This is a genomic window from Streptomyces sp. NPDC086835 (assembly GCF_044745705.1).
Classification (GTDB): Bacteria; Actinomycetota; Actinomycetes; order Streptomycetales; family Streptomycetaceae; genus Streptomyces.
On the sequence record NZ_JBIVAU010000005.1, the window covers coordinates 97973 to 113086 of the forward strand.

The following is a 15114-nucleotide window of genomic DNA, read 5'->3' on the forward strand; positions in this document are numbered from 1 at the left end:
GGCCGCGCGTCCGGTTCGGTCCCTGCGCCCGGTTCAGTCCTTGCGGGCCGTGAACACGGTGCGCGCGGACAGCATGTACGCGTCGGACCGGCGCAGCAGCCCTTCCGGGTCCTCGGGGTCGAGCAGCCGATCCAGGGTCGCGATGTCCTCGTCCGGAAGCAGCCCCTCGACCAACCGGCGCTGCCACGCGAAGGCGGACACCAACTGCTCCCGCACCGCCGCCGGCGCGGGCGCGGGAATGTCGAGGAGGAACGAGCGTGTGCCGCTCGGCGTCAGCCCCGACGCGGCGAGCAGTGCCCGCCAGTCCTCGGCCTCGTCCTTCACACCGGGCAGCTCCGACCGCATCCGCGCGAACCACTCGTCGACGGCGGCACCGACCCGGCTTTCCAGGCCGGGCCTGCCGATCCCGAAGTCGCGCGGCAGATGGCGGGCCGGCAGCCCGCCCTCGACGACGGCGATCAGACCGCCCGGCCGCACCAGGCGGCCCAGCGCGCCGAGCGCGGCGCGCTGGTCGCCGAGGTGATGCACGGATCCTGCCGCCCAGACGAGGTCCGCCTCCCCCAGGTCCTCGATGCCGTCGGGCAGTTCGGCGCGATGCGTACGGACGCGGTCGGCCTGGCCGTTACGCGCGGCGCGCGCCTCGGCCCGTTCCAGCAGCGGCGCGGCGGCGTCCACGGCGACGACCTCGGCGTACGGGAACGCCTCCGCCAACAGGCCGGTGATCACTCCGGGGCCGCTGCCGATGTCGAGTACGCGCCGGACGCCGCCGGCCGGCACCAGTTCGCGCAGCCAGTCGGCGGTCTGCCGGTACATGGGGCTCTGCAGCTCCGCGCCCCGCTCGAGCAGCTGCGCGTGCTCGTCCCAGTCGATGTGTGTGGACTCGTGGTGATGGCTCATGGCCACAGAGTGGACCGGGACCTGCGATTACGGCGAGCTTTGTTGCCGTTCCGGCAAAGCGCCACCCGTTCGGTGTTCCTGCGGGCTGATGCCCCGTACCCGCTTGAAGGCGGCGCTCAGCGCGAACGAGCCGCTGTAGCCGACCTTCCTGGCCACCGCCTCGACCGTCGCGTCGCTCTCGCGCAGCAGGTCGGCGGCGAGCGCGAGCCGCCAGCCGGTGAGGTAGGCCATCGGCGGCTCGCCGACGAGGTCGTTGAAGCGCCGGGCGAGCGCCGCCCGGGAGACCCCGCACTCGGCGGCCAGCGTCGCTACGGTCCAGGGGCGGGCCGGGCCGTCCTGGATCAGCCGCAGCGCCTGCCCGACCACGGGGTCGCCCATGGCCCGGTACCAGGCGGGGGCCTCCGCGTCCGGGCGGGAGAACCAGGTGCGCAGCACCGCGATCAGCAACAGGTCCAGCACCCGGTCGAGCACCACGCTCTGGCCGGGGTCGTCCCGGGCGATCTCCTCGTCGAGCACGGTCATCAGCGGGTGGTTCCACACCTCGGCCGACAGGTGCAGCAGCGGCGGCAGTGCGTCCAGCAGCCGGCCGCTGACCTCGCCCTTCATCTGGTAGGTGCCGATCAGCATGGACGTCGAGCCGTCGGGCGCGTTGCCCCAGGTCCGCACGCCGAGCCGCATGGCCTGGGCGAGCGGTTCCCCCTGGAGGGTGTGGCAGGTGCCGCCGGGTCCGATTCTCGCCTGCGGCTCCGAACCGGGCGCGTGGGAGACCGTGTACGGCTCCGGTCCGCGCGCGATCGCCACGTCACCGGGCCGCAGCAGCACCGGTTCGCCGGAGGCCGGGGCGATCCACGACTCCCCCTGGGTCACGCACATGAGACAGAGCGGGGCCTCGTCGTCGATGTGCACGGACCACGGCGGCTCCATCACCATGCGCAGCAGAAAAGCCCCCCTGGCCCGCGGCCCGTCCAGAAGTCCGGCGAGAGCGTCCATGGCCACCAGCGTAGACGGACGCGTATGCCGGCAAGGCCGCGACACCTGCCGACGACACCGGCACGGCCTGCGGGAACGCCGACCGCGTCAGCCTCCCTTGCGGAACGCGCGCAGGGTGTACGACGGATCGGGGCGGCGGGTGTCCTGGCCGGGCAGCAGCGCCAGTTCCGCGGTGAGCGCGCGGGCCGTCGCGCCGTCCGTGTCGGTGAACCAGGAGCGGAAGCGTCCCGCCGTCAGGGCGGTGGCGGCGCCGCGGGGTGTGCGGCCCTGGCCGTGTCCGGCGAACCGCGCGCCGCCCGCCGGCCGAAGGCCGTGCGCGGCGGCGTACTCCTCGATCCTGTCGGCGCGGTCGGAGGCGGCGGCGAAGGAGCGATGGGGGCGCAGAACGGTGTCGATGTCGCTGTCCACGTCATGACCGGCATCCTTGTCGACGGTGGTGACGAACACCCCGCCGGGCCTGAGCACCCGGGCGGCCTCCGCGACGACCGCCGCGGACCGGGGCACGAGATGCAGCAGCCACACGGCGCTGACCGCGTCCACGGACGCGTCGCGCAGCGGCAGCCGCCGTACGTCGCCGAGGACCACGGCGCCGCCGACACGGCCCGTGGCCTTGCGGGCCATCCCGTACGAAGCGTCGCAACCGAGCACGCGCAGCCCGGGGCGGCACAGCCGTTCGGTCACCAGGCCGGTGCCGCAGCCGATGTCGAGCAGCGTGCGCGCCCGGTCCGGAACCAGGCCGAGGACCGCCGCGGCGGCGGCCTCCGCCCTGGGCACGCCACCGCGGGTGGCGTCGTACGCGTCGGCCTCACGGTCGTAGTCGAGCATGACCGGCAGCATGCCGGACCGGCAGGCGGACGGCTGCCGCTTTTCGCGGCCTGCCCTAGTTCGCCCCGTGGGCCGGGGTGATCTGCTCGACGCGCTCGGCCAGAGCGAAGTCGCGTTCCGTCAGGGCGTTCACGTCGTGCGACTGGACGGTCAGGGCGACCGTGTTGTAGCCGAGGGTGAGGTCGGAGTGGTGGTTCAGCTCCTCCTGGATCTGCGCGATGTGGACGACCAGGGCGGTCGCCGCGAAGTGCGAGTCGAGGCGGTAGGAGCGGGCGATCCTGTCGCCCTCCAGGGACCAGCCGGGAAGCTCCCGGAGCCGGTCCTCGATCTCCTTCTGCGACAGCGGCTCTGTGGGCATGGCCAGGATCCTTCCGGCAGGGGGCGGCGGACGGGAACACCATAGATCCGATGCCCGATAAATCGGGTGCCTGCACGGGCCACGCTGTGTACGTTCCACCGAGTGGAACCATTGACCGACAAACAGATCCGTGCCTCCTTCGTGAACTGCACCAAGGGCGAGGCGACGCGTATGCGCCTGCCCGCCGACTTCGCCGAACTTCCCTGGCCCGACCTGGACTTCCTGGGCTGGGTCGATCCAGGAGCACCGCTGAAGGCGCATCTGGTGCTGCCGCGGGAGGACGGACCGGTCGGCATCACGCTCCGGGTCCCGTCCACCGGACGGACCAGTGCGGTGAAGTCGAGCATGTGCCAGGCGTGCCTGACCGCCCACGCCTCGTCGGGGGTGACCCTGTTCGCGGCGCCGCTGGCCGGCGCGGCGGGCCGCGAGGGGAACACGGTCGGCACGTATCTGTGCGCCGATCTGGCCTGCTCGCTGTACATCCGCGGCAAGAGGCAGCCGAAGCTGCGCCACGGACGCTACGAGGAGAACCTCACGCTGGAGGAGCAGATCGACCGGACCACGGGCAATCTGTGGGCCTTCGCCGACAAGGTGCTCGGCCCGCGCTGAGCAGCCGGGCCGGACGGCGCCGGCAGCGGCCGCGCTGCCGGACAAGGATCAGCGGCCGGCGGCCAGGACCTGTTCGATCGTGTCGGCCTCCGCGGCGGACTTGTCCGGCCGGTGGCGCAGCACCCGCGCGAACCGCAGGGCGACGCCCGCCGGGTAGCGGGTGGACCGCTGGAGCCCGTCGTAGGCGACCTCCACGACCAGTTCCGGCCGGACGCGCACGGTGAACCCGTCGTCCTCGACGGCCAGTTCCCCGAGCAGGTCGGTCTGCCGGCGCAGCATCTCGTCGGTGAGGCCCTTGAAGGTCTTGCCGAGCATGACGAAGCCGCCGTCGGCCGAGCGGGCGCCCAGGTGGAGGTTGGAGAGCAGTCCGGTGCGCCGGCCGTGGCCGCGTTCGACGGCCAGGACCACCAGGTCGAGGGTGTGGACCGGCTTGACCTTGAGCCATGAGCGGCCGCGGCGTCCGGCGCTGTACGGCGTGTCCAGGGCCTTGACGAGGACACCCTCGTGTCCCCGGTCCAGGGTCGCGGTGAAGAACTCCTCCGCGGCGGCGACCTGTGCGGGATCGGACGGGTCCTCGACGACCGTGCGCCGCACCCGCGTCGGTTCGGGGACGAGCCGGGCAAGGATCCGGTGCCGTTCACGGCCCGGCAGGTCGAGCGCCGGCTCGCCGTCGGCGGCGAGGACGTCGAAGTACACCGGGTACAGCGGCAGGGTGGTGCGGGCCGTCTCGACGTCGAGGCGCGAGCCCACGCGTGAGGCGATGTCCTGGAAGGGGACGGGCCTGCCGTCGGCGGCCATCGCGATGACCTCCCCGTCGAGGATGAACCGGTCGCCCGTCATCTCCCGTGTCTGCTGGGCCACTTCGGGCAGCCGGTCGGTGATGTCGTCGAGGGACCTGGTGAAGATCCGGACGTCGGTCCCGTCGCGGTGCACCTGCACGCGGATGCCGTCGAGTTTCTCCTCGACGACGCAGGCGGCACCGAGGGCCCCGACGGCCTCGGTAACGGACTTCGCGCTGTGGGCGAGCATGGGCTGCACGGGGTTGCCGACCCGCAGCCGGAACTGCTCGAGTGCCGCCGGGCCGCCGGCGAGCAGCGCCGCCGCGACGCGGGGCAGCGACCCTTCCAGCATGACGGCGCGCCGCACGTCCGCCGACGGAGCTCCCGCGGCCTTCGCGACGGCCTCCAGCGCGACGGCGTCCAGGGCGCCCTGACGGACCTCGCCGGTGAGGAGCCGTACGAGGAACTCCTGTTCCTCGGCGGTGGCCGCCGACATCAGCCGGTGCACCCGGGTGCGGCGTTCCGCCTGGGCGCCGGGGCCGGAGACCTGGGCGAGGGCCGCGAGCGCGGCGTCGGTCCCGCCGACGGTGAGGGACGGCACGGCGGCGGGGGGTACGGACTCCTTGAGGACGCTCCAGCCGATTCCGATGCGGCCCTGGGGCACCCTCCCCGCCAGGTACGAGATGACCAGGGCGACATCCTCCGGCCAGGCCTCCGCGAAGAGGTCCGCCAGCGCGGCGATCTTGCGCGAACGGGCCGATGTGGCGGCCACCTCACGGGACACTTCGGCGACGCGGGCGAGCAGCATGCGGCTATCGTGCCCCGGCCGGGCGACGCACGCACCCCGGCGCCGCGCCCTGGCCGGTCAACCGTCGGCGGCCTGCCCGCACCGCACGGCGAGGCGGCCGCAACGGCCGGGTACAGTCTCCCCACGGTTCACCCAACTCCCCTAATGTTCCGTCGATTTGACCGATCGACGCACAGACAGGGGCCCCATGCGCACGTTCTCTCGCGCCGCTACGACGACGGCCGTCGCGGCCGGACTGCTCGCCGCCGCACTCGCTCCGGCGCAGGCGTCCACCACCGGCCCGGCGGACACCGGGCGGCTGCCCTACTCCGCCACCACGGGGGTCGGCGTCCACAACGCCTACGAGAAGTCGAAGTACCCGTACTTCGCGGACGCGCTCGACTCGGGCGCGGCGATGCTCGAGATAGACGTGTGGACCAACGCCTTCGGCAGATCGTGGCGGGTGTCGCACAGCAACCCGGTCGGCAACGACAACAACTGCGTGAACGCCGCCGTCGCCGCCGAACTGCGCGCCAAGTCCCGCAACCAGGACCTGGGCGGCTGCCTCGCCGACATGAGGGCCTGGCACGACGCGCACCCGGGCCATCGGCCGATCCTGATCAAGCTGGAGCTCAAGGACGGCTTCCAGGGCGGTCAGGGCCGCGGGCCGGCGGCGCTGGACGCCCTGCTGAGGGCGCGGCTCGGTGACGCCCTGTACCGGCCGGCGGACCTGGCCGGCGGGCACCCGGATCTGGACACCGCGGTGCGGGCGGACGGCTGGCCCGCGCGTTCCGCGCTGGCCGGGAAGTTCGTGGTCGAGCTGATCCCGGGCACGCTCGAGGAGGACAACCCGTTCGACTCGCTGTGGACCGACCGGGAGTACGCGACGCATCTGCGCGACCTGCGGGCGGCGGGCCGTCTCGGCGAGGCGGGAGCGTTCCCCGCCGTGCACCACGCCGCGGCGGGTGATCCGCGCAGCCGGTACGCGGACGCCTCGATCCGGCCGTGGTTCGTCATGTTCGACGGGGACGCGGGGGTGTACGCGGGCGGGTCGGTCGACACCTCCTGGTACGACCGCAACCACTACCTCGTGATCATGACGGCCGCGCACGGGGTCGCGCCCGCGATCGACGGGACGAACCCGACGGAGCAGCAGGCCCACGACCGCGTGGCTCTGCTGGCGGGACGGCACGCGAGCGTGGTGTCCGCCGACTGGTATCCGCTGCCGCAGGTGCTGGGGTCCGTGGTCGCGCGAGGCGGCGAGTGAGCCGGGGGATGTCCGGAAGCCACCCTCGGGGGTAACGGCGAGTAACCCTCGTCACAGGAAGGGCGGAGGATTCCCCGGATCACCGTTCGATGGTTTATCGTTCATCTACACGTGGATGTGAAGGGGACACAGTCCCCGGACCTCGCCGTTCGCGCACCGGGAAGCCCGTTCGACCGACGCCCCCGTAGAGCGCATCACCCGGCGGCGAGCACCATTCGCACCACACCCAGTGACCGCCCCGGCCGGAAACCCCCGTCCGGCCGGGGCCTCCCCTTTTCCCGCCTGTCGCGCTCCCGGCCGACGCTGCGCGGATCCGCTTTCGGGATACCCGCCCGTAACCAGCCACCGGTCCGAATTACACAGATATGCGGTGGCGCAAAACCCTAGCCATCCTGGCTCAATCGTTTCAGTCTTGGTGATGCAGGTCACACGCGCCACTGGCGTCGCTCGCGGGCACCTGCCCCTGAGGACGTACGTGCACGAGAGCGGAACCGCACAGCAGCAGAGGAGCGAGCGATGTCATCGACCATCGAGCAATCCGTACGGGCCCGCCTCATCAGCGATGCGCCCCACTCCCTGGCCGTGCCGGTGGTTCTGCGCTACTGCGACGCCGACCCGTTCGCCGTCCGCATGGTCTTCCCCCCGGAGGCATGCCTGAACGACACCGGCGTGACCTGGACCTTCGCCCGCAGCCTGCTCGACGCCGGACTGCGCGCACCCACCGGTGACGGCGATGTGCACGTCTGGCCCTGCGGACGCGTGCAGACCATGATCGAACTGCGCTCGCCGGAGGGGGTCGCGCTGCTCCAGCTGGACACGGCCGGCCTGCGCCGGTTCCTCGTCCGCTCGTACGCGACCGTACCTGCCGGCAACGAGGCGGCGGCCCTGGACATCGAACGCGCCCTCGCGGCGCTGCTGGGCAACGCCCGGGGCTGAGCGGGCTCCCCTGCCGGGTCGGCACCCCCATGGGCCGGCGCGGGCCGGCGTACTACGGTCTGGCTATGACAACTGTCGCGTCCGGTACGGGAGTAGGGCCGCTGCTGCGCGGCTGGCGTGAGCGCCGGCGGTTGAGCCAGCTCGAACTGGCTCTGCGCGCCGGCTCCTCCGCCCGCCACATCAGCTTCGTCGAGACGGGCCGCTCCCGCCCCAGCGAGGACATGGTCCTGCGCCTCGCCGAACATCTCGACGTCCCGGTGCGGGAACGCAACTCCCTTCTGCTGGCGGCGGGTTACGCCCCCCGGTACGCGGAGACACCGCTGGGCGACCCGGCGATGGAGGCCCTGCGTGAAGGCATGGAGCAGCTCCTGAACGGCTACGAGCCGTACCCCGCGCTGGTCGTCGACGGCACGTACAACGTGCTCGCCGCGAACCGGGGGATCGCGATGCTGCTCGACAGTCTGCCGGAGCACCTTCTCGCCCCGCCGCTGAACGCCATGCGGATCACGCTGCACCCCGAGGGCCTCGCGCCCCGGATCCGCAATCTGCGCCAGTGGCGCGCCCACCTGCTGGCCCAGATGGAGCGGCAGCTCGCGCCGGCCCGCTCCGACGCGCTGCGCGCGGTGTACGACGAGGTCGCCGCCTATCCGCTTCCGGAGACCGGCGAGGACGCGCACGCGGGCCTGGCGGAGGACGGCGACAGCGAGGCGGGGCGGGAAGCGCCGTTCCCGTACTTCGCGCTGCCGCTTCGGATCGAGCACGAGGGACAGGTCCTTTCCTTTGTGTCGTCGATCTCGACCTTCAACACGCCCATGGACGTGACCGTCGCCGAGCTGGCCATCGAGACGCTGCTCCCGGCCGACCCGGCGACGGTGAAGTACCTCCGGTCGCTCACGCCGTAGCGGTGGCGCGCAGCGCGGACCACTGGGCGACGGCGAAGCCGGCGACGGTCAGCGCCTGGATCACGGCCCAGGCGGCACCTGCGGCGGTGGGATCGAGCCACAGCACGAGGGCGGCGATGCTGAGCACCGACCACAGGATGTTCGTGTCGACGACCAGGGTGACGGCGGTCCTCGGCGGCCGGGGGCGGGCGGCGAGCAGGCCGACGCACGCCGCGTAGGCGGTCAGGAAGATGCCGAGGCCGAGCAGGAGGGTGCCGTCGACTCCGAGGAGCCGCCCGAGCGGCCCCGAAGCGACCACATAGGCAAGGCCGTTGGCGCCGGTCACGGCGGCGTCGGCGGCGAGGAACCGACGCAGCATGGTCTGCGGCTCGGTGGTGCGGGAGATGCCGGCGAGCAGGGTGGTGGACATGGCGGATCAGCCTCCGTCGAGGTTGCGGGCTGGTCGTGGGCCCGGAGCCCGGACGGAGTGCGCCGCCCGGGTCCCGGTGCTCACAGACTGCCCCTCGCCCCCTGGGGAGGTCGATTACGCCGGAGGTAATGGCGGTCAGGCGCCCGGGACGATCACCGTGACCCCGGTGCCGGACGCGGTGCCGAGCGCCGTCAGGGCGTCCGGTACGGCGTCGAGGCCTATCTCCTTGGTGACCAGGAGGTCGGGCCGCAGGGTGCCGGAGGCGACCATGGCCATCATCTCGGGGTAGGCGTGGGCCGCCATGCCGTGGCTGCCGAGGATCTCCAGCTCGAGGGCGACCACCCGGTCCATGGGCAGGGCGACACCCGACGGGAGGAGGCCGACCTGCACGTGCCTCCCCTGTCTGCGCAGGCCCTGCACGGAGTTCACGCAGGTCACCGGCGCGCCCAGGGCGTCCAGTGAGAGATGGGCGCCGCCGCCGGTCAGATCACGCAGCGCCGCGCCGACCTCGCCCTCGGCGAGCGCGGAGGCGTCCAGACAGACCTCCGCGCCGAAGGTGCGGGCCAGCTCCAGCGCGCCCGGCGAGACGTCCACGGCGACGACCCGGGCCCCGCAGGCCACGGCGATCATCACCGCGGAGAGGCCCACTCCGCCGCAGCCGTGCACCGCTACCCACTCCCCCGGCCGCACCCGCCCCTGGCCGGCCACCGCGCGGAAGGCGGTGGCGAAGCGGCAGCCGAGGCTCGCGGCGGTGGTGAACGACATGGTCTCCGGCAGCGCCACCAGGTTGGTGTCCGCGTGGCGGAGCGGGACGTACTCGGCGAAGGAGCCCCAGTGCGTGAACCCCGGCTGCTCCTGGCGCTCGCACACCTGCTGGTTGCCGTCGGCGCAGGCGGCGCACCGCCCGCAGGCGCAGATGAACGGCACGGTCACCCGGTCACCGGGGCTCCAGCGGACGACGTCCGGGCCGACGGAGTGGACCACGCCCGCCAGTTCGTGACCGGGGACGTGCGGAGTGGTCATGCCCTCGTCGTGGCCCATCCAGCCGTGCCAGTCGCTGCGGCACAGCCCCGTCGCCCCGACCCGGACGACGACGCCGTCGGGCGACGGCTCCGGGTCCGGGACCTCGCGTACTACCGGCCTTCCACCGAACTCGTCGAATACGACTGCGCGCACGTGCCACTCTCCTCGGTTCCTGCGGCCCTGGTCCTGCGGGCCGACATCCAGGCGTACACCAGCACCCCGGCGAAGAGGAACAGCACCCCCTGGTAGACGGCCGCGTAGCCGGAGCCGGCGACCAGCCACATGGAGAAGCCGAAGGCCGCGGCGGCGAGGACCCCGTCGCGCACGAGGCGCCGCCGGTCCACCCGGTCCGGCCGCCCGGACAGCAGGTAGTAGATCTGGGCGGCGGTCGCCAGCAGGTAGGGCACGGTGGCGGTGAAGGTCGTGACGAGGACCAGGATCTCGAAGACCCGCTGGGATCCCGCGGTGTAGTTGTAGACGGTCAGCAGCGACGCGAGGACGACGGTGACGAGGACGCCGACGGTCGGCACACCGCGCCGCTTGGTGGCGAACACCTCGGGGAACAGGCCGTCCTTCGCCGCCGCGTACGGGGTCTGGGCGCTGAGCAGGGTCCAGCCGTTGAGGGCGCCGACCATGGAGACCAGGGCCGCCAGGGCGACGACGGTGCCTCCCCAGCTGCCGCCGAACATGGAGTCGACCGCGTCGCTGAAGGGCGCGGTGGAGCCGACCAGTTCGTCGTGGGCGACGGTGCCGAAGACGGAGAGGGTGCCGAGGAGGTAGATGCCGGCGGCCGCGGCGGTGCCGAGGACGGTGGCCCGGCCGACGTTGCGCTCGGGGTCCTTGACCTCGCCGGCGCTGACCGCGGCGGACTCCACGCCCAGGTAGCTGAAGAGCAGGATGGCGGCCGACGCGGAGACCGCTCCGGCCGCACTGTGGTCACCGGCCTGGAAGGGGCCGAGGTTGTCGGTGTCGAAGAAGAACAGCCCGCCGACGGCGACGAGCAGCAGCGGCACGAACTTCAGCACGGTGGAGACGAGCTGGACGGCGCCGACGTAGCGGGTGCCTGCCAGGTTGGCGAGCGCGGGCAGCCACTGCAGGACGAGCGCGGCGGTGATGGTGGCCGCCGTGGAGTGCCGGACGGGTATCAGGACGTCGAGGTAGCCCACGGCGGCGACGGCGAGGGCCGCGTTGGAGACCCAGGTGGTGATCCAGTACGACCAGGCGGCGAGGAAGCCTGCGAAGTCGCCGAACGCCTCGCGGGCGTAGACGTACGGGCCGCCGGTCCTGGGGTGCCGCTCCGCGAGCCGGCCGAAGACGAGGGCGAGCGCGATCGCTCCGGCGGTGAGGACGGCGAACGCGACCAGGCTGATGGTGCCGAACGGGGCGACGGACGCCGGGAGCAGGAAGATGCCGCCGCCGATGATGTTGCCCATGACCAGGGCCGTGGCGACGGGCAGCCCGAACCTGCGGGCATGCCTGTTCTGTGGTGCTTGGGTGGTCATGGGGTGTGCGGCCTCTTCCGGGTGCGCGGCGATGTCGGGGACCGGGACATGTTCCGGCACGGGAGAGGCCGCGGAGAAATCACCCGTTTTTGTCCGGCCCGACTCCACCATCAACCGGAATTTCTTCTTCCGTTTCACCTTCCGGCCGGGAAACCTGCACGGGCCCGAGCGGGATCTGCGGCCCTTCCCCCTCCCGCAGCCAGCGGCGCAGCACCCGGTGCACCTGTTCCGCGCCGATCAGGTCGACCCCCGGGGGGACCGGCGGGGACAGTTCGAACGGCGACAGCACGAACGCCTGTGACTGCTCCCCGCCGAGTCCTCCGTGCGACCCGATCTGCTCCTCGAAGGCGTGCACCACGCCCGTCCTCGGATCGTGCATCGAGTTGACCATGATGTCCGCGACGTGCGGGAACGAGTCGGTGCGGCGCACGGCGTCGGCCGCGCCCGGCCCGAAACCGGTCAGCGGTCCGTCGTCGTCCTTCAGCGCGTCGACGGGCACCTCCGTGCCGTCCGCGCCGAGCACCACGGAGCCGTACACCTCGCTGCGCACCAGCAGGAAGCCGATGCCCGGATGGTTGGCGAGGGTAGGCAGCAGCGCCGGGTGGCGGCGCCGGATCTCCTCCTGGCTCATGCGGTACGACACGTCGGGGAACGAGATCAGGGCCAGGTTCCCCGAGGCGAGCACGATCGGGTCGGAGCCCGTAGCCGGACGTTCCTCACCGTCCCCGGCCGGCTGCCGGTGCAGCGCGGTCCGCAGCGCGTCGCGCGCCGCGTCGCGGGCCTCCGCACCGCTCTTGGACCGCTCGGCCCGCCGCGGCACGGGCAGCCCGCACCCGGCCCGCACCAGATCCTTCAGCGTCAGCCCGTACGCGCCCTCGAAGGTGTCGCCCGGACTCTGGCCGTGGTCGGAGAGGAGCACGATCCGGTAGGCACGCGGCGCGTGCTCCGCGACCTTGGCGATCAGCGCGATGGAACGGTCCAGCCGCTCCAGCACCGCGAAGGCGTCCCCGCTGTGCGGCCCGGAGTGGTGGGCCACCTCGTCGTAGGCGACCAGATCGGCGTAGACGGCCCTGCGCCCGGCGAGCATGTCCCCCATCACGGCGGCGACCACCACATCGCGCTCGACGACGGTGGCGAACGCCCGGATGAAGGGATAGAGACCCCCACGCCCGACGCGGGGCGTGTCCCCGCGGAGCCTGGCCCTGGTCGACTGGCCGATCTCACGGCAGACCTCCGCGACGAAGGACAACGCCGTGCGCACCGCGTTGGCCGGATCGGAGAAGTACGCGAAGTAGCCGGCCCGGGAACGGTTCGCCCTGCCGCGCCGGGCCGCCATCGACAGCACCAGGGCGAGCTGGTCCGCGCCACCGCTGAACAGGTTGCCGCGGCTCGCGCCGTCCACCGTCAGCAGCCCGCCGTCGCCGGTCAGCTCGATCGCCCGCCGCTGGAGCTCCCCGGCGCTCGCCGGGCGGTTGCTCACCACGATGCGGCGGCTGTCCTTCTCGTACCAGCGGAACGCGGGCACGTCGTGGTTCGAGCCGTGCAGGATGCCGAGCTGGCTCGCACCGGTCTGGCTCGACCAGTCGGTGCGCCAGGGCGTGAGCCGGTGCGTGGCGCCCAGCCAGCCGGCCACGGTCGGCATCACGCCGCTCTCCGCCGCGCTGCGCAGCACCTCGTAGCCGACGCCGTCGAGCTGGAGGAAGACCGTCCCCGGCGGGCCCGACCGGTCCTGCGAGGCGTTGCCGCGCCCACGGCGGTGGGCGAGCCGGTACAGCCTTCGCCGGTAGGCGTTGTCGTCACGGACGGCGAGCGCCGTGGAGGTGGCGGAGGCGACCGCCGACATCACGGCCGCGACCACCACCGCCGTCTCCGGATTGGCCGTGCCGCGTCCGTCGGGAACGATCCACAGAGCGATCAGCAGCAGCGAGCCGTTGAGGAAGAACACCAGCAGGCCCAGCACCAGGGCGGGTACGAGCAGCAGGGCCCGCACCACCACGGGCCAGACGAGACCCGTGAGAAGACCGAACGCGCCCGCGCCCGAGGCCGCCGTGACCGCGGTCCGGGTGGCGCTGTCGCCGTCGTCGGACTGGAGCCGGAAGTCCGGCAGAAGTCCGGCCAGTGCCAGCATCGTCAGCGTCGAGACCGCCCAGACGACGGCCACCCGCACGACGGCGCTGCCGGCCCTGCGCCACCGCCCTTCGCCCACGCCCCTTCACCTCACCCTTCGAGCAGGACTCCAGCGTGGCACAGCGCGAAGCCGGGTCCGGCGGGGTGGCCGTACCGGCCCGGACCGCCCACGAAGGCCCTAGGCTCGTACGGTACGGGGGGTTCGAAGGAGGAGGCGTCGCGTGCCGGTGGAGGTCACCTGGTGGGGTCATGCCACCTGCACGATCGAGGACTCCGGGGTCCGCGTGCTGACCGACCCGCTGTTCGTGCGGCGGCTGGCCCATCTGCGCAGACGCCGCGGCGAACTGCCGCCGCCGCAGGCCGCCGTCGCCGACGCGGTCCTCGTCTCCCATCTGCACTCCGACCATCTGCACCTCGCGTCGCTCGCCCGCCTGGCGCCCGGCACGCGCCTGATCCTGCCGCGCGGCGCGGCCCGTTCGGTGCCCCGGCTCGGCCGGCTCGTCCGCACGGCCGCCCTGCGGGTCACCGAGGTCGGCCCGGGCGACGAGGTGCGGGTGGGCGAGCTCCTCGTACGGGCCGTGCCGGCGATGCACGACGGGCGTCGGCTGCCGCTCGGGCCGCACCGCTCGCCGGCGCTCGGCTTCGTCGTCAGCGGCGAGTCGCACACGTATTTCGCGGGTGACACCGGCCTGTTCGAGACGATGGCGGAAGAGGTCGGCCCCGTCGACGTGGCACTGCTCCCGGTCGGTGGCTGGGGCCCGTATCTCGGCCACGGTCATCTGGACGCCGGCCGTGCGGCGCAGGCCGCGGCCGCGCTCGCGCCGCGGGCCGCCGTGCCCGTCCACTACGGCACGTACTGGCCGATCGGGATGGACGGCATCCGGCCGCACGAGTTCTACGCGCCCGGGGACGAGTTCGCGCGCAAGGCGGCGCTGCTGGCCCCGAAGGTGACGGTGCACCGGCTCGGACACTGCGAGCGGATCCGGCCGGAGGAGACGCGGTGAGGACCCACCTCGCCGAGGCGCTCGGCCAGTTGTCGGAGCTCGTGCGGCAACTGCCCCCCGAGTCGACCCAGCAGGCCGTGGGCTATCCGTCGCTGTTCCTGCTGGTGGTGCTCGGCGCGCTGGTCCCGGTCGTGCCGACCGGAGCTGTGGTCTCCTCCGCCGCCGTGGTGGCCTTCCACCAGATGGCGCCGCTCGCGCTGCTGTACGTCTTCCTCCTCGCCTCCGCGGCCGCGTTCCTGGGTGATGTCACCCTGTACTGGCTCGGACGGCGCGGGGTCCGCTCGAGGAACGGTTCACGCTGGCTCGCCGCCCTGCGCAACCGCGCCGCACCCGACCGGCTGGAGCAGGCACAGCGCAAGCTGGACGAGCACGGCGTGACGGTGCTGGTGCTCTCGCGGCTGGTGCCCGCCGGACGCGTTCCGATCATGCTGGCGTGCCTGCTGGCCAGAATGCCGCTGCGCCGGTTCGTGCGCGGCGACGTCCCGGCCTGCCTGGCGTGGGCCGCGACCTACGGGCTGATCGGCATCGTGGGCGGTTCGCTGTTCGCCGAGCCGTGGCAGGGAGTCGTCGCCGCGGTCGCGCTGACACTGGTGATCAGCGGGGCGCCTGCCGTCTGGCGCAGACTGCGGACGGCGTACGGCTCCGAGAGCCGGCCCACCTGACCGCCCGCTCCCCGGGCTCCCTTCCACGCGGCCCGGG

15 protein-coding genes are annotated in these 15114 nt (G+C 72.9%); 6 read left to right on the forward strand and 9 right to left on the reverse strand.

The window, feature by feature from the left end; genetic code table 11:
- Positions 1-33: 33 nt before the first annotated feature.
- From ACIPJI_RS18300 to ACIPJI_RS18315, 4 genes are all read right to left on the reverse strand, one after another.
- Entirely contained in the window at positions 34-897 is an 864-nt protein-coding gene (locus ACIPJI_RS18300; RefSeq protein WP_402247296.1) for a class I SAM-dependent methyltransferase, read from the reverse strand.
- A gap of 27 nt (positions 898-924) precedes the next feature.
- Complete coding sequence (locus ACIPJI_RS18305; RefSeq protein ID WP_402247298.1) at positions 925-1887, reverse strand: AraC family transcriptional regulator; 963 nt, start codon at positions 1885-1887, stop codon at positions 925-927.
- Positions 1888-1974: 87 nt separating this feature from the next.
- Positions 1975-2712 (reverse strand): class I SAM-dependent methyltransferase, encoded by a 738-nt coding sequence (locus ACIPJI_RS18310; protein ID WP_402247299.1) that lies wholly within the window; start codon positions 2710-2712, stop codon positions 1975-1977.
- 55 nt (positions 2713-2767) lie between these two features.
- On the reverse strand, positions 2768-3070 hold the full coding sequence (locus tag ACIPJI_RS18315) for a 4a-hydroxytetrahydrobiopterin dehydratase (RefSeq protein ID WP_402247301.1): 303 nt from the start codon (positions 3068-3070) through the stop codon (positions 2768-2770).
- A 102-nt stretch (positions 3071-3172) separates the two neighbouring features.
- On the opposite strand from ACIPJI_RS18315, the gene ACIPJI_RS18320 reads away from it, so the two are divergent.
- Entirely contained in the window at positions 3173-3679 is a 507-nt protein-coding gene (locus tag ACIPJI_RS18320) for an FBP domain-containing protein (protein ID WP_402247303.1), read from the forward strand.
- 48 nt (positions 3680-3727) lie between these two features.
- On the opposite strand, the gene ACIPJI_RS18325 is transcribed toward ACIPJI_RS18320, so the two are convergent.
- The gene (locus ACIPJI_RS18325) at positions 3728-5266 is read right to left on the reverse strand and encodes an ATP-dependent DNA ligase (protein WP_402247305.1); all 1539 of its coding nucleotides are present in this window, start codon (positions 5264-5266) and stop codon (positions 3728-3730) included.
- 187 nt (positions 5267-5453) lie between these two features.
- Between ACIPJI_RS18325 and ACIPJI_RS18330 the strand changes: the two genes are divergently transcribed.
- The 3 genes from ACIPJI_RS18330 (at position 5454) to ACIPJI_RS18340 (ending at position 8350) form a co-directional block, all read left to right on the forward strand.
- A complete protein-coding gene (locus ACIPJI_RS18330) occupies positions 5454-6512 on the forward strand; it encodes a phosphatidylinositol-specific phospholipase C domain-containing protein (RefSeq protein WP_356620021.1) in 1059 nt (352 codons plus the stop codon).
- 516 nt (positions 6513-7028) lie between these two features.
- On the forward strand, positions 7029-7448 hold the full coding sequence (locus tag ACIPJI_RS18335) for an SsgA family sporulation/cell division regulator (RefSeq protein WP_307709309.1): 420 nt from the start codon (positions 7029-7031) through the stop codon (positions 7446-7448).
- 65 nt (positions 7449-7513) lie between these two features.
- Positions 7514-8350, forward strand: a complete 837-nt coding sequence (locus ACIPJI_RS18340) for a helix-turn-helix domain-containing protein (RefSeq protein ID WP_402247308.1) — start codon at positions 7514-7516, stop codon at positions 8348-8350.
- Here ACIPJI_RS18340 and ACIPJI_RS18345 read toward each other — a convergent pair.
- The 4 genes from ACIPJI_RS18345 to ACIPJI_RS18360 all read right to left on the reverse strand — a co-directional run bounded on the left by ACIPJI_RS18345 (position 8340) and on the right by ACIPJI_RS18360 (position 13490).
- Positions 8340-8759, reverse strand: a complete 420-nt coding sequence (locus tag ACIPJI_RS18345; RefSeq protein ID WP_356620026.1) for a hypothetical protein — start codon at positions 8757-8759, stop codon at positions 8340-8342. The two genes, ACIPJI_RS18340 and ACIPJI_RS18345, sit on opposite strands and share 11 nt — an antisense overlap.
- 135 nt (positions 8760-8894) lie before the next feature.
- Complete coding sequence (locus tag ACIPJI_RS18350; protein ID WP_402247310.1) at positions 8895-9935, reverse strand: zinc-dependent alcohol dehydrogenase family protein; 1041 nt, start codon at positions 9933-9935, stop codon at positions 8895-8897.
- On the reverse strand, positions 9893-11284 hold the full coding sequence (locus ACIPJI_RS18355; RefSeq protein ID WP_402247312.1) for an amino acid permease: 1392 nt from the start codon (positions 11282-11284) through the stop codon (positions 9893-9895). Before ACIPJI_RS18355 ends, ACIPJI_RS18350 begins: the two co-directional genes overlap by 43 nt.
- 79 nt (positions 11285-11363) lie before the next feature.
- Complete coding sequence (locus ACIPJI_RS18360; RefSeq protein ID WP_402247313.1) at positions 11364-13490, reverse strand: phage holin family protein; 2127 nt, start codon at positions 13488-13490, stop codon at positions 11364-11366.
- A 142-nt stretch (positions 13491-13632) separates the two neighbouring features.
- Here ACIPJI_RS18360 and ACIPJI_RS18365 point away from each other — a divergent pair, with 142 nt between their 5' ends.
- Both ACIPJI_RS18365 and ACIPJI_RS18370 read left to right on the forward strand, forming a co-directional pair.
- On the forward strand, positions 13633-14415 hold the full coding sequence (locus ACIPJI_RS18365; RefSeq protein WP_307709299.1) for an MBL fold metallo-hydrolase: 783 nt from the start codon (positions 13633-13635) through the stop codon (positions 14413-14415).
- Complete coding sequence (locus ACIPJI_RS18370; protein WP_356620034.1) at positions 14412-15077, forward strand: VTT domain-containing protein; 666 nt, start codon at positions 14412-14414, stop codon at positions 15075-15077. The genes ACIPJI_RS18365 and ACIPJI_RS18370 overlap by 4 nt, the downstream gene beginning before the upstream one ends.
- The last annotated feature ends 37 nt before the right edge of the window (positions 15078-15114 follow it).

Coding starts and splice junctions, on each gene's coding strand:
- ACIPJI_RS18340 (WP_402247308.1), top strand. CDS start 7,514: ATGACAACTGTCGCGTCCGGTACGGGAGTAGGGCCGCTGCTGCGCGGC.
- ACIPJI_RS18315 (WP_402247301.1), bottom strand. CDS start 3,070: ATGCCCACAGAGCCGCTGTCGCAGAAGGAGATCGAGGACCGGCTCCGG.
- ACIPJI_RS18355 (WP_402247312.1), bottom strand. CDS start 11,284: ATGACCACCCAAGCACCACAGAACAGGCATGCCCGCAGGTTCGGGCTG.
- ACIPJI_RS18345 (WP_356620026.1), bottom strand. CDS start 8,759: ATGTCCACCACCCTGCTCGCCGGCATCTCCCGCACCACCGAGCCGCAG.
- ACIPJI_RS18305 (WP_402247298.1), bottom strand. CDS start 1,887: ATGGACGCTCTCGCCGGACTTCTGGACGGGCCGCGGGCCAGGGGGGCT.
- ACIPJI_RS18325 (WP_402247305.1), bottom strand. CDS start 5,266: ATGCTGCTCGCCCGCGTCGCCGAAGTGTCCCGTGAGGTGGCCGCCACA.
- ACIPJI_RS18335 (WP_307709309.1), top strand. CDS start 7,029: ATGTCATCGACCATCGAGCAATCCGTACGGGCCCGCCTCATCAGCGAT.
- ACIPJI_RS18300 (WP_402247296.1), bottom strand. CDS start 897: ATGAGCCATCACCACGAGTCCACACACATCGACTGGGACGAGCACGCG.
- ACIPJI_RS18330 (WP_356620021.1), top strand. CDS start 5,454: ATGCGCACGTTCTCTCGCGCCGCTACGACGACGGCCGTCGCGGCCGGA.
- ACIPJI_RS18310 (WP_402247299.1), bottom strand. CDS start 2,712: ATGCTCGACTACGACCGTGAGGCCGACGCGTACGACGCCACCCGCGGT.